Source organism: Tsuneonella sp. HG094, assembly GCF_053819285.1.
Genome location: NZ_JBSORA010000001.1, coordinates 2,702,959 through 2,715,670, shown reverse-complemented (window position 1 = coordinate 2,715,670; position 12,712 = coordinate 2,702,959). Strand labels below are relative to the sequence as shown.

The window sequence follows — 12,712 nt, the reverse complement described above, 5'->3', positions numbered from 1 at the left end:
ACTTGAGGTCGCGCCCCGCGGCTCCTACATTACCGTCATGGCCGAACCGCTGATCCTGACCGAAAATGCCGCAAAGCGCGTCGCGGCGATCGCCGCGCGTCAGGCCAAGCCGGCAATCCTGCGGCTGTCGGTCGAGGGCGGCGGTTGCTCGGGCTTTCAGTACAAGTTCGATCTCGCAGACGCTGCCGAGGGCGACGATTCGGTGAGCGAGACCGACGGGGTACGCCTCGTGGTCGATCCGGTCAGCCTCGACCTCATCGCCGGAAGCACGGTCGATTTCGTCGAGTCGCTTGGCGGCGCGGCGTTCAAAGTCGCCAATCCGCAGGCGGCCGCCGGTTGCGGTTGCGGTTCCAGCTTCGGCATCTAGAACTCTGTGGATGCGGATTGCATCCTTCAACATCAACGGCGTGAAAGCACGCCTGCCCCGCCTCATCGAATGGCTCGAGGAGACGCGGCCGACGGTCGCGTGCCTGCAGGAGATCAAGAGCCAGGACGAGGGCTTCCCCTACGCCGAATTCGAGAAGATCGGATATCAGGCGATCTGGCACGGCCAGAAGGGGTTCAACGGCGTAGCGATCCTCGCCGACGGTGTTGCGCCGGTCGAGGCCCAGCGCACACTGCCCGGCGATCCGCTCGACGAGCACTCGCGCTACATCGAGGCCGACGTCAATGGAGTGCGGATCGCCTGCATCTACCTGCCCAACGGCAATCCGGTGCCGGGGCCCAAGTTCGACTACAAGCTCGCGTGGATGGAGCGCCTGCGCGCGCGGATGCACGAGCTTTGGGCGCTCGAGATGCCGGTCGCAGTGGTTGGCGACTTCAACGTCATCCCCGAGGATAAGGACGTCTGGTCGCCCGCCGCGATGGCAGCCGATGCGCTGATGCAGCCCGAATCGCGCGATGCCTATGCACGGCTTCTCGGCGACGGGTGGACCGATGCGCTCGACACGCTCAACCCGCGCGGTGGGGTTTGGACGTTTTGGGACTACCAAGCGGGTGCATGGCAGCGCGACCACGGCTTCCGGATCGACCACCTGCTCCTCTCGCCCGAACTGGCCGACCGTTTGCTCGCCGCCGGGGTCGACAAGGAGTATCGAGGGCGGGAAAAGGCCAGCGACCACACACCCGTCTGGGTCGATATAAGGGACTTCTGACCGCCGGCGGTTAGCCGAGCGAGGCGCGCCAAGGAATTTGAGCGCCGAGGCCCAGGCTCAGCGATAAAAGATGTGCGAATCGATGGTCGCGCGGGCGATCTTGGTGCGGCTCCAGCTCGGTCGCACGTACTTGGCGTGGAAGAAAAGCGCATCGCCGGCCTTGCTGTCCCACAGGCCTTCGTGCGCGATGCGGGCGATGGCCGAAGCGCGCTTCCACGCCAGCGATCCGCGGTCGATGCGCGGCATGGCTCCACCACGGACGAACGAGAACTGCGACTTCTGGAAGACCACTCCGCAATAGTTTGCGGGGAAGCGGCCTGATTCGGCGCGGTTCACGATGACTTGGCCGACGGCGAGCTGACCGGCGAGCGGTTCGCCGCGCGATTCGAAATAGATTGCGCCCGCGAGGCATTCGAGCTCGCTCGACAGCGCGGCGGTTTGCGGCATGTCGGCCACGAGTTCGCGCAGCGATCCCGCGTTGGCGGAAGTGCTCGGCTCGTCCGAACCGGGAAGCGGCTGGACCACTTCGGTGGAAACGAATGCGACCGCGCGGCTTTCTGGCACTGTCTCGTCGGTCAGCGACGAAGTGGCGGCAATAGCTGCGGTCTTGCGGATCGCGCTGGGTTCAGCGTTGGCGCCGGATCCGTCGGCGGCGAAGAATGTAAGGACAACCGCCGCGGCAAGCGCCGCGATCGTCGAGCGATGAAATTGCATTGGTCCGTCGAAAATCGGCGGTGGACGCGCCATGACGCAGGCCGGGACCCACCCGCGTTCACTGCGGTCTATGGTCGGGTCCGTTGCTAGCCTGCCGGCCGCCCCCCGTCTGCGCGCTGGCTGGACGACCGAATGCCATCCGAGCCGCCTGCGTCTGAAGGTGAGCGGCCCGATAAATGCTGCAGGTGCGAAGTCAAATCAGGTAACCAAACTTGCGACGAACCGTTCTCTATCCGGGACATCTGCCTCTATCAGCCACAAATCCGGGTCGCGTTCGCTCCGACGAGTTAGTGTCTCGGAAAATTCCCGTTTGTTTTCCGGGTCTTCCGAAACGGTGTGAACGAATCGTCGGTTCCCATCGAGCATTGGCATTCTTTCATATAGCCATGCAGGCTCTCCGCGACCGATTATGACAATCGCGATAGTACCCGCATCGCGTTCACCTTTAGCGATAACCATCGCGAAGCCACCATGCGATTCGGCCAGCCGGCGGATTCCCGCCACCTCGAGATGCGCGGGCAGGCGGGCGTCCACTGGGTCGATCAGACCTCGGCCGCGTATCCGGACAGCCCGGACAACGCGATACGCGACCGCATGAAGGTGCCGGTACCGCGGCCGATCTCGTCACCCTCCGCATCGACAAGGCGCGCCTCGGCCACGAGGACGCGCTTGCGACCGCTGATCCAGCGACCTTCGGCAACGACCTCGCCGCCTCGCACAGGCTTGGTGAAGTGCAGGTTGAACGAGGTGGTCAGCAGGAAACGATCGGTGACGAGGGTGTTCGCGGCGTAAAACGCCGCATCGTCGAGCATCTTGAAATAGACCGTTCCATGCGCTGCCCCCGCCGCGTGGTACACATTGGGATCGATGGTGAAGATCAGGCGCGAACGCCCCTCGGCGGGGATTTCGAGGCGAGACGCGAACAGTGTGTTGACCGGCGCCGCCGCATAAAGTCGTTCGAGCGCGCGGTAGTGCAGGGCCGCGCCGGTGGGGGTCGGGTGGTCCATCCGCTCAGGCGGCGTCGCGGTCCGACGCATTGGTCAGCAGGGCATAGAGCGTCTCGGTATCGCTCGCCGCGACCAGTGCGCGGTGCATGTCGACGTCGCGGACCATGCGAGACAGAGCCGCGAGGGCGTGGAGGTGGGTCGCCCCGGCATTGGTCGGCGAGAGCAGCCCGATCGCGATGTCGACCGGCATCCGGTCCGCCGCGCCGAATTCGACCGGTTGGGTCAGCTTGAGCAGTGCAGCGACCGGCCGTGTTAGTCCTTCGACGCGCGCGTGCGGCAGGGCGACCCCGCGCCCGAACCCGGTGCTGCCAAGCGCCTCGCGCTCCTCAAGCCCTTCGAGCACAGCGGCGCGATCAAGCGCATAGACTTTCGCGAAACGCGTCGCGAGGGCACCAAGGATCGCGGGCTTGTCCGCCGGTGAATCGATCCACACGGCTTCGGGCAGCAACTTGAAAATGACGTTCATGGACAGGCAGTCGAGCAAGTTGCCGGAGGGCGTCCGGCAGGAAAACGGCGAGGGTGGATGACCCCCGCCGGTCCTGGCGGGGTCGTCAGCGTGGCTCGACCCAACCGATCGAGCCATCGCGGCGGCGATAGACCATATTGTGCCGTCCGGTGCCAGCGTTTTTGAACAGCATGGCGTTGGTGTCGCGCAGGTCGAGCATCATCACCGCGTCGGCGACGCTGCTTTCGGGAATGTCGGCGGTCGTCTCGGCAATCACCATCGGCGCATCGCCCACCTCGACCTCGTCGGCCTCGGCGTCGGGTGCCGCGAGGATCGAATAGGCCGCCGTCTCTTCCTTCAGGGCGTGATCGGCCTGCTGGTGGCGATCGGTGATCCGGCGCTTGTAGCGGCGAAGCTGCTTGTCGATCTTCTCGGCTGCCTGATCGAGCGCAAGGTGCGCATCCTGCGCAACGCCATGGCCTTTCAGGATCAATCCCTGCATCACATGGGTGACGATATCGCAGCTGAACGCGCCTGCGGGGGCCTTTCCGAATGTGACGTGGCTGGACAGCGCTCGGCTGAAGTACTTGTCGACAATGGCCGTGAGGCGATCCGTTACGTGGGTTTGCAACGCTGCGCCGGTATCGACCTGGTGGCCTGAAACGCGAATGTCCATCGGCACGCTTTCTCCTCTTATCTGCGACCTTCCTTAGACAACTCTAACCGCTCCAGATCGCTCCCTTGATCGTGCCGACGAACGCCTGGTGACGGGCGATTTCCTCGGGCGAGGGGAGGTGCGGCCGAGCCGGCCGGAAGGGGCGTTCGCGCACCGCGACGGTGGTGACGGAAACGAGCGTTTCCTCCACCGCGCTGCCGGCAAGGGCGAAACCGATCTGGCGGCCACCTGTGAGCTCGACATAGACTTGCGCGAGCAATTCGGCGTCGAGCAGCGCGCCGTGCTTGACCCGGTGGCTGCGGTCGATGCCGTAACGCGTGCACAACGCGTCGAGCGACAGCTTCGCGCCCGGATGCCGCCGCTTGGCGATGGCGACCGTATCGACCATCCGTGAAAGGCACACGGCCTCGAGACCGCAGAGGTCGAGCTCGGCATTGAGAAAGCCGAAGTCGAACCCGGCGTTGTGCGCGACCAGCGGGGAATCGGCGATGAAGGCGAGCAAGTCCTCGCACTTGTCGCGGAAACGCGGCTTATCGGACAGGAATGCTGCGCTGAGGCCGTGCACCGCCTCGGCCTGTTCGGGCATGTCGCGGTCGGGATTGAAATAGGCGTGGAAAGTAGCGCCCGTGGGCACACGGTTGACCAGCTCGATACAGCCGATCTCGACCATTCGGTCGCCCGTCCTGGGGTCGAGTCCGGTGGTTTCGGTATCGAACACGATTTCGCGCATGTGCGACTTCTATCCTCCTCTTCGCGCAGGCTGGCAAGTGGCGGAAATCGGGGCAGGGCGCATATCCTCCTGCGTCAGCCGCCGGTCACCTGCGCGATCAGCGCCTTTACCGCATCCTCGGTCGCGCGAAGCGATGTGCCGGTGTCGATCACGTGGTCCGCCCGGGCGCGCTTTTCAGCGTCGGGCGTCTGTAGCGACAGGATGTGCGCGAACTTCTCGGGTGTCATCCCGGGCCGGGCGAGCACGCGGGCGCGCTGGACGTCGACGGAGGCGGAGACGACCGCGACGGCGTCGACGCTTTCCCAGCCACCCTTTTCGAACAGCAGGGGAATATCGAACACGACCAGCGGCTCTCCGGAATGTTCGATCATGAACGCGTGGCGCTCGGCAGCCACCGCCGGGTGGACGATACCCTCGAGCCGGGCGAGGGCTTCGCGATTGCCGAATACTTCGGCGCCGAGCTTTTCGCGCAGGACACCGTCAGGCCCGGTCGAGCCGGGAAACGCCGTCTCGATAGCTGGGAGCAGCGCGCCGCGTGGTCCCTGCAACCGGCGCACCTCGGCGTCGGCATCGAAAACCGGCACGCCTGCAGCTTCGAACATCGCGGCGACGGTCGACTTGCCCATGCCGATCGAGCCGGTGAGGCCCAAAATGAAGGGGCGCATGAATGGGCGGCTCATGCGGTGAGCAGCGCTCGCAGCTCTGCGTCGAAGTGGCGCGGCGGCGCGTGACCGAAGAAGCGCTCAAAAGCGAGTCCCGCCTGTCCGATCAGCATCGCAAGGCCATCGACGGTGCGGTGCCCGGCGGCGCGCGCATCCTGCAGGAACGGCGTGTCGACCGGCGTGGTGACGATATCGTAGGCGATCGCGCCCGGCGGCGCATGGCTCCAGTCGAACGCGAGCGGCGGATTGCCCGCCATGCCCAGCGGGCTCGCGTTGACCACCAGATCGAGGCATCCGTCGCGGTCGTCGAAGCCAAAGTCGGTCGGATCGGCAAAATGGGCGAGGGGGGCGACGTGGTGCTCGCCCCCCGGATCGAGTTCGTCGAGCAGCGCCTGGGCCTTGGCGGGATCGCGCCCGGCGAGGACGATGACGAATTTCTCGCGCGCCAGTGCTGCGACGATCGCGCGTGCCGCGCCGCCGGTGCCGAGCACGCGCGCCATGCGGAAGTAGTGCATCTTCGCCAGTTCCTCAGCGAGGGGTTCGAGGAAGCCGCCGACATCGGTGTTGTAACCGGTGAGCGCACCGCCTTCGTTGACCACGGTGTTCACCGCCCCGGTCGCCTCGGCCAGCGGATCGATCCGGTCGAGATGCGCCATGACCGCCAGTTTGTGCGGCATCGTGACGTTGCAGCCGCGCCACGCCGGATCGCTCCGACGACTGGCGATGTAATCGGCGAGTCCTTCGGCATTGACATGACAGGCGCGGTAGTCGGCCTCGATCCCCTGTTGCGACAGCCAGAAGCCGTGGATCGCCGGCGATTTCGACTGCGCGATGGGATCGCCGATAACTTCGGCAAAGGGGCGGGTCATTCAGGAAATCCGGTAAACTGACGCAGGCCCCAAAGCACCCTGAAAAGCGGCATACCCAGCACGGTGAAATGATCGCCCTCAATCGATTCGAACAACTGAACGCCTCTACCCTCGATCCGGAACACGCCGACACAAGCTGCGACCTCCGGCCATTCGGCATCCAGATAGGCATCGATGAACGCATCAGAGATTGATCGGACGAAAAGAACTGCTTGATCCCCGCAGTCCATCTTAACGTGCCCGTTCCGCGCGAGGGCCGCCGCGCTGTGGAGGTGCATCTCTTTACCGGAAAAGAAGCGCAAGTGGTCGGCGGCTTCATCCCGGTCACGGGGTTTATCGAAGCGCTTGCCCCCGACTACCACCAAAGAATCAGAGCCTAAAACCCATCGAGGCTCAGCGTCAGTAGCGAGAGCCAGCGCCTTTTCGCGGGCTAGCACGCGAGCGACTTCTTGGGGCGGTTCTCCTATGAGTGCTGCCTCTATCGCACGTTCATCGATGCTGGCGGGTATTGCTTCGAACGCCACCCCCGCCGCCTCGAGCATCGCCCGGCGCGACGCGCTTTTCGACGCCAGCACGATCATATCGGCTTGGGACCCGAATCCGGCGTGCCCCGGCGCGACTGGCGTTCGGTGAAGAGGCGGATGATCGCCGCCGCAGTCTCCTCGATCGAGCGGCGGGTGACGTCGATCACCGGCCAGTCGTTGTCGGCGAACATGCGCCGGGCGAAACGGAGTTCCTCCGCCACCCGCTCGGCATCGGCGTAGCTCGTCTCGCGCCCCTCGGCGATCGACAGCAGGCGGTTGCGGCGAACCTGTATCAACCGTTCGGGCGCGGTCGTAAGGCCCACGACCAGCGGATGGCGCAGCGCGAACAGCGAAGCGGGCGGGGGACTTTCGATGACCAGCGGGATGTTGGCGACCTTGTATCCGCGGTTGGCGAGATAAATGCTCGTCGGCGTCTTGGAGCTGCGCGAGACCCCCGCGAGCACAATGTCGGCCTGTTCCCAATCCTCGTGCGCGATTCCGTCGTCGTGCGCGATCGTGAACTGGATCGCCTCGACCCGCGCGAAGTAGGCATCGTCCATCGCGTGCTGACGGCCGGGCCTGCCGTGCGCTTCCTGCCCGAGGTGCGATTCGAGAGCCGCCGTCACTGCGTCGAGCACCGGAACTGCCGGTAGGCCGAGCGCGCGGCAATGCTCTTCCAGTCGCTTGCGGGTCTCGGTATTGACGAGCGTGAACAGCACGAGGCCGGGGTTCGCAGCGAGGTCGGGCACGATCCGGTCGAGGTGTTGCTGGCTACGCACCATTGGCCAGAAATGGCGCTGGACGTCGGCCTCGTCGAACTGGGCGAGCGCGGCCTTGGCGATCATCTCCAGCGTCTCGCCGGTGGAATCCGACAGCAGGTGGAGGTGGAGGCGCGGCATCAACCCTCGATTGCGGCCTGTGGAGAACGGGGCGCATAAACCACGGGAGGAATGCGGGGACAAGCGGATGCGCCGATTCCATGCCCGCTATCGCGATTCAACCAGAGGCGTTGTGGACAGGTCGACTGGGTTTTCGACAGCCTCGGGATAGCGGGGACAAGCTCTTGTTGACGCGCAATTCCGGCGATTCGCACCCTTCGAAACTGTGGTCAGCGCGGGAAAAATCGGGCAGGGCGCCGCTGTCCCCGGTTTCCACAGGGCCAACAGACTCCTTCATCTTATTCTTAGAATCTCATTGAATTGGAATAACACGCGATGCCCGGCCTGCTTCTCGACACATTGCGCGGAGTTCGCGGCGAGGCAGTACCGATGTGGCTCATGCGCCAGGCCGGTCGATATCTGCCCGAATATCGCGCGCTCAGGGCGGAGAAGGGCGGTTTCCTCGAGCTGGTCTACGATACCGACGCCGCGGCCGAGGTAACCATCCAGCCGCTGCGCCGGTTCGGATTCGACGGCGCGATCCTGTTCTCCGATATCCTGATCGTGCCTTATGCCATGGGCCAGGATCTGCAGTTTCTGGCGGGCGAAGGTCCGCACCTCTCGCCCCGACTTGCCGATCATACCCTAGAGAGCCTCCAGAGCGTCCCTCAGCGCCTCGAGCCGATCTATGCCACCGTGGCTAAGGTCCGGGCTGGAATCGGCCCTGAGACGACGCTGCTGGGCTTTGCCGGGTCGCCATGGACGGTGGCGACCTACATGGTCAACGGCGAGGGTTCGAAAGACCACCATGCCACGCGCGAGATGGCCTATCGCGATCCCGCTGCTTTTGCCGCGATAATCGATGCGATCGCCGCAGTGACGGTGGAGTATCTTGTTGGCCAGATCGCAGCCGGGTCCGAAGCGGTGCAGCTGTTCGACAGCTGGGCGGGCAGTCTCGCCCCCGACGAGTTCGAACGCTGGGTGATTGCTCCCAACGCGGCGATCACGGCCGCTATCCACGAACGCTGCCCGGGCGTGCCAGTGATCGGCTTTCCCAAGGGCGCCGGCGCCAAGCTGTCGGCCTACGCCCGCGAGACGGGGGTCGATGCGGTCGGGGTAGACGAGACGATCGATCCCCACTGGGCCGCGCGCGAATTGCCCGCGGGAATGCCGGTGCAGGGCAACCTCGATCCGCTGCTGCTGATGGCGGGCGGCGACCGGCTGGTCGCGCGAACCGAAGCGATCCTAGAGGCGTTTATCGACCGGCCCCATGTGTTCAACCTCGGTCACGGAATCGGCCAGTTCACCCCGATCGAGCACGTCGAACTGTTGCGCGATACGGTGCGCAACTGGAGGGGGTGACGAACGCGATGGCGTTTCCTAGATGCCGCCCATGGAAAGCGCGCTGGCGATGACCTATCTATGGCTCAAGGCCGGTCACGTGATCTTCGTGATCTTCTGGATGGCGGGGCTGTTCATGCTCCCGCGCTATCTCGTCTACCATCAGGAAAGCGCCCCCGGATCGCCAGAGGAAGCGATGTGGATCGATCGTGAGCGCAAGCTCGTCAGGATCATTCTCATGCCCTCGCTCGGGATCGTCTGGTTGCTCGGACTGCTGCTCGCCTGGTCGCAGGGCTACTTCGGCGAGGGCTGGTTCCACGCCAAGCTAGCGCTGGTGTTCGTGCTGTCGGCCTATCACGGCTGGATGGTCGGCTACTCGAAGAGGCTGGCGCGCGGCGAACGGTCGCTCACCGGCAAGCAACTGCGCCTCGCCAACGAAGTCCCCGGTTTGCTCGCGGCGCTGATCGTGGTGCTGGTGATCGTCAGGCCCTTCTGAGCCTGCGACCAGCCGAGCAAGGCGGCGATTGACCGCGCCTGCCGCCGGCCTTATTCCACGCGGCCTCAACCGGCTTTTTCCGGCCTCGCATTTCCTGCCGAGGCCGGGTCGCGCTTTCCCCAAGCCCTTACGACCGGCCGGCCGCTTCCAATCTACGGATCGAATGAAATGCACCTGAAAGAACTCAAGAAAAAAACCCCGGCCGAGCTCGTTGAGATGGCCGAGGAACTGGGCGTCGAAGGCGCCAGCACCATGCGCCGCCAGGACCTCATGTTCTGCATCCTCCGCGAACTCGCCGAGGACGAGGAATACGAGGAACAGATCATGGGCGTCGGCACCATCGAGGTGCTGCAGGACGGCTTCGGCTTCCTCCGCTCGCCGCAAGCGAACTACCTCGCCGGCCCGGACGACATCTACGTTTCGCCCAACCAGGTCCGCAAATGGGGCCTGCGCACCGGTGACACCGTCGAAGGCGAAATCCGCGCCCCCAAGGAAGGCGAGCGCTACTTCGCGCTGACCAGCCTCAAGAGCGTCAACTTCGACGATCCCGACGCGGTCCGCCACCGGACCAACTTCGACAACCTCACGCCGCTCTATCCCGATGCGAAGCTGAGCCTCGATACGCTCGATCCGACGGTCAAGGACAAGTCGGCCCGCGTGATCGACATCATCAGTCCGCAGGGCAAGGGCCAGCGCGCGCTGATCGTCGCGCCGCCGCGTACGGGTAAGACCGTGCTGCTGCAGAACATCGCCAAGGCGATCACCGACAACCACCCCGAGGTGTTCCTCATCGTCCTGCTCGTCGACGAGCGGCCCGAGGAAGTCACCGACATGCAGCGTTCGGTGAAGGGCGAGGTCATCTCCTCGACCTTCGACGAGCCCGCAACGCGTCACGTGCAGGTCGCCGAAATGGTGATCGAAAAGGCCAAGCGCCTCGTCGAGCACAAGAAGGACGTGGTGATCCTGCTCGACTCGATCACGCGTCTCGGCCGCGCCTATAACACCGTTGTGCCGAGTTCGGGTAAGGTGCTGACCGGCGGTGTCGACGCGAACGCGCTGCAGCGCCCCAAGCGCTTCTTCGGCGCCGCGCGCAACATCGAGGAAGGCGGTTCGCTCTCGATCATCGCCACCGCGCTGATCGATACCGGGAGCCGCATGGACGAAGTCATCTTCGAAGAGTTCAAGGGCACCGGTAACTCGGAAATCGTGCTCGACCGCAAGGTCGCCGACAAGCGCATCTTCCCCGCGCTCGACGTGGGCAAGAGCGGCACCCGCAAGGAAGAGCTGCTGGTCGAGAAGGACAAGCTCTCGAAGATGTGGGTCCTGCGCCGCATTCTCATGCAGATGGGCACGGTCGATGCGATGGAATTCCTGCTCGACAAGATGAAGGATTCCAAGACCAACGAGGACTTCTTCGCGACGATGAATCAGTAACGACCGGCGCAGGTGGACGGGCTTCAGCGTCCGTCCACCTGCTCGATCAGTTCGTCGGGATCGGGCGTATCGAACAACCACACCTTGCCGCTCGGGCGGCGGAGGGTCTTTTCGATGATCGGGTCGTACGCGGCGTCCCCGCCCTTACGATTGAGCCGCAGTTCGCGGGTCACCAGCTTGCCGGTCAGCAGGTTCCAGCTCAGCTCGAACCCGTCGTGCGCGTACGTGCGGCTGTAATAGGTTGCGTCCATCCCGATCAGCCGCATGCGATTGTCGGCCTTGTCGAAACGGTAACGCCGCGTTGAGGCTGTTGCCGAGGTGCCTCCGGTCAGATCCTCGAACACCAGCACGCCCTTGGCAAACGTCAGAGAGCCGCTGCCGAGAGGTGTGATGTCGAGGGGTAGGTATTCGGCCCCATGGACTGCGTAGGCTATCTGCAGGTTTCGCTAGTCGTCGGTTCGGGTAACGTAGGCAACATCCGCGGTGCCATCGCCGTCGATGTCGGCATCGAGGCGCGCTTCCAGGTCTTCGCCGGGATTGAGCACCGGTTCCAGCGCGGCTGCTGGCGTGACGGCGATCAGCATTAAGACGATCGCGGCGACACGCATCAACCCTTGGCCCGTTCGAGCTGCGCGCCCATCATCTCCCACACCTTGTTGATCGCCTTGAGCGGGCGAACCATGACTTTGAAATCCTTGATCATTCCCTCACTATCGAAGGTGATGATGTCGACCCCGTTGATGTGCACGCCGTCGAGCTCGGTCACGAATTCGAGCAATGCCTGGTTGCCGTCCGAGAACTCGCGGACGTAGCGGAACTTGTCCGTGTTGAGCACCACACCCGCCGCAGCGAGATAGGCCACGACGATCGCGCGACCGTGTTGAGGCGTGTGGACCACCGGCGAATGAAACACGGCATCGTCACGGATGATCGCGGCGAGCGCGTCGGGTTGGTTGCCACCGTCAAGCACACGGTGCCAATTGGCGAGACCCGCGGCCGCGCTCATGCGAGGTGCTCGGCGAAGAAGGCTTTCGTGCGGGCGTCGGCCAGTTGGGCCCCATCCTCGTCGCGGCGGTTGCCCATTTCGGCAGCGAAGCCGTGGTCGAGGCCCGGATAGTCGTGCAGCTCGACCTTGGGATGGGGATCGAGCTCGGCGTGGATCTTCGACTGCGCGTCGGGCGTCACGAAGTGGTCGGCGGTGGGAATATGCAGCATCAGCGGGTTAGCGATCGCGTGCGCCTCGCCGAGCATCTGGTCGATCATGACCCCGTAATACCCGACCGATGCATCGATGTCGGTACGGGTCGCTGCCATATATGCCATGCGCCCGCCGAGACAGAAGCCGACGAGGCCCACCTTGGTGCAACCGCGCTCGCGCTTGAGCCAGTGGATCAGCGCTTCGATATCGCGGACGCAGGCGTCGGGGTCGAACTTGCTCATGTTATCGAACGCTTTCTGGAGCTGGTCGGGAACGTCTGGATCAAGTTCCTCGCCGGCAGCAAAGCGCCAGAAGATGTCGGGGGCCGCGGCAACATAGCCCTCTCGCGCCCACGCATCGCACTTTGCACGAATGCCTGGATTCACCCCGAAAATCTCCGGGATGACGATGACTGCCGCGCGCGCATCGCTGTCGCTCCCGGCAACATAGGCGTGAAAGGTCGCGTCTTCTTCCAAGGTTGGGATCTGGGTCGTTCCGGTCATCGCGCTCTCCTCGTATCCAGTGATCCTAGCGGGTCGCGATGGACTTTGCCAAACCCGTGTGACAGGTGTCCTTCCGATACG

Annotated in this window: 19 protein-coding genes; 5 read left to right on the top strand and 14 right to left on the bottom strand. The window is 64.4% G+C overall.

The genetic code is table 11. The annotated features are described in order from the left end of the window. Positions 1–37: 37 nt before the first annotated feature. Both erpA and xth read left to right on the top strand, forming a co-directional pair. The gene (gene erpA, locus ACWPMX_RS13475; RefSeq protein ID WP_455700504.1) at positions 38–367 is read left to right on the top strand and encodes an iron-sulfur cluster insertion protein ErpA; all 330 of its coding nucleotides are present in this window, start codon (positions 38–40) and stop codon (positions 365–367) included. A 10-nt stretch (positions 368–377) separates the two neighbouring features. Beyond that, positions 378–1,154 carry an exodeoxyribonuclease III gene (gene xth, locus ACWPMX_RS13470; protein WP_455700503.1) on the top strand — a complete coding sequence of 259 codons (777 nt, stop codon included), beginning with the start codon at positions 378–380 and terminating at the stop codon, positions 1,152–1,154. A gap of 57 nt (positions 1,155–1,211) precedes the next feature. Here xth and ACWPMX_RS13465 read toward each other — a convergent pair whose 3' ends face one another. The 10 genes from ACWPMX_RS13465 to ACWPMX_RS13420 form a co-directional block, all read right to left on the bottom strand. After that, a complete protein-coding gene (locus tag ACWPMX_RS13465) occupies positions 1,212–1,868 on the bottom strand; it encodes a cell wall hydrolase (protein ID WP_455700502.1) in 657 nt (218 codons plus the stop codon). Between the two features lie 198 nt (positions 1,869–2,066). Beyond that, on the bottom strand, positions 2,067–2,402 hold the full coding sequence (locus ACWPMX_RS13460) for a DUF1491 family protein (RefSeq protein ID WP_455700501.1): 336 nt from the start codon (positions 2,400–2,402) through the stop codon (positions 2,067–2,069). Positions 2,403–2,410: 8 nt separating this feature from the next. Continuing rightward, positions 2,411–2,875, bottom strand: coding sequence for a PaaI family thioesterase (locus ACWPMX_RS13455; protein WP_455700797.1), 465 nt, complete (start codon positions 2,873–2,875; stop codon positions 2,411–2,413). 4 nt (positions 2,876–2,879) lie between these two features. Then, positions 2,880–3,341, bottom strand: coding sequence for a PTS sugar transporter subunit IIA (locus tag ACWPMX_RS13450; protein WP_455700500.1), 462 nt, complete (start codon positions 3,339–3,341; stop codon positions 2,880–2,882). Positions 3,342–3,426: 85 nt separating this feature from the next. Then, positions 3,427–3,996, bottom strand: coding sequence for a ribosome hibernation-promoting factor, HPF/YfiA family (hpf, locus tag ACWPMX_RS13445; protein ID WP_455700499.1), 570 nt, complete (start codon positions 3,994–3,996; stop codon positions 3,427–3,429). Positions 3,997–4,039: 43 nt separating this feature from the next. Next, on the bottom strand, positions 4,040–4,726 hold the full coding sequence (gene dnaQ / locus ACWPMX_RS13440; protein WP_455700498.1) for a DNA polymerase III subunit epsilon: 687 nt from the start codon (positions 4,724–4,726) through the stop codon (positions 4,040–4,042). Between the two features lie 74 nt (positions 4,727–4,800). Continuing rightward, positions 4,801–5,406, bottom strand: coding sequence for a dephospho-CoA kinase (gene coaE / locus ACWPMX_RS13435; protein ID WP_455700497.1), 606 nt, complete (start codon positions 5,404–5,406; stop codon positions 4,801–4,803). Further along, a complete protein-coding gene (locus ACWPMX_RS13430) occupies positions 5,403–6,257 on the bottom strand; it encodes a shikimate dehydrogenase family protein (protein WP_455700496.1) in 855 nt (284 codons plus the stop codon). The genes coaE and ACWPMX_RS13430 overlap by 4 nt, the downstream gene beginning before the upstream one ends. After that, positions 6,254–6,838 (bottom strand): Maf family protein, encoded by a 585-nt coding sequence (locus ACWPMX_RS13425; RefSeq protein ID WP_455700495.1) that lies wholly within the window; start codon positions 6,836–6,838, stop codon positions 6,254–6,256. Before ACWPMX_RS13425 ends, ACWPMX_RS13430 begins: the two co-directional genes overlap by 4 nt. Continuing rightward, positions 6,835–7,680 carry a pyruvate, water dikinase regulatory protein gene (locus tag ACWPMX_RS13420; RefSeq protein WP_455700494.1) on the bottom strand — a complete coding sequence of 282 codons (846 nt, stop codon included), beginning with the start codon at positions 7,678–7,680 and terminating at the stop codon, positions 6,835–6,837. Before ACWPMX_RS13420 ends, ACWPMX_RS13425 begins: the two co-directional genes overlap by 4 nt. Before the next feature lie 315 nt (positions 7,681–7,995). Here ACWPMX_RS13420 and hemE point away from each other — a divergent pair, with 315 nt between their 5' ends. The 3 genes from hemE (at position 7,996) to rho (ending at position 10,930) form a co-directional block, all read left to right on the top strand. After that, positions 7,996–9,021, top strand: a complete 1,026-nt coding sequence (gene hemE / locus ACWPMX_RS13415; RefSeq protein WP_455700493.1) for a uroporphyrinogen decarboxylase — start codon at positions 7,996–7,998, stop codon at positions 9,019–9,021. 31 nt (positions 9,022–9,052) lie between these two features. Then, positions 9,053–9,496, top strand: a complete 444-nt coding sequence (locus ACWPMX_RS13410) for a CopD family protein (protein WP_455700796.1) — start codon at positions 9,053–9,055, stop codon at positions 9,494–9,496. A 168-nt stretch (positions 9,497–9,664) separates the two neighbouring features. Further along, positions 9,665–10,930 (top strand): transcription termination factor Rho, encoded by a 1,266-nt coding sequence (rho, locus tag ACWPMX_RS13405; protein ID WP_455700492.1) that lies wholly within the window; start codon positions 9,665–9,667, stop codon positions 10,928–10,930. Positions 10,931–10,953: 23 nt separating this feature from the next. On the opposite strand, the gene ACWPMX_RS13400 is transcribed toward rho, so the two are convergent. The 4 genes from ACWPMX_RS13400 to ACWPMX_RS13385 all read right to left on the bottom strand — a co-directional run bounded on the left by ACWPMX_RS13400 (position 10,954) and on the right by ACWPMX_RS13385 (position 12,631). Next, positions 10,954–11,274 (bottom strand): hypothetical protein, encoded by a 321-nt coding sequence (locus ACWPMX_RS13400; RefSeq protein ID WP_455700491.1) that lies wholly within the window; start codon positions 11,272–11,274, stop codon positions 10,954–10,956. 102 nt (positions 11,275–11,376) lie between these two features. Then, entirely contained in the window at positions 11,377–11,538 is a 162-nt protein-coding gene (locus ACWPMX_RS13395; protein WP_455700490.1) for a hypothetical protein, read from the bottom strand. Beyond that, positions 11,538–11,936, bottom strand: a complete 399-nt coding sequence (locus ACWPMX_RS13390) for a nuclear transport factor 2 family protein (protein ID WP_455700489.1) — start codon at positions 11,934–11,936, stop codon at positions 11,538–11,540. Before ACWPMX_RS13390 ends, ACWPMX_RS13395 begins: the two co-directional genes overlap by 1 nt. Continuing rightward, entirely contained in the window at positions 11,933–12,631 is a 699-nt protein-coding gene (locus ACWPMX_RS13385) for a dienelactone hydrolase family protein (protein WP_455700488.1), read from the bottom strand. Before ACWPMX_RS13385 ends, ACWPMX_RS13390 begins: the two co-directional genes overlap by 4 nt. Between the last annotated feature and the right edge of the window lie 81 nt (positions 12,632–12,712).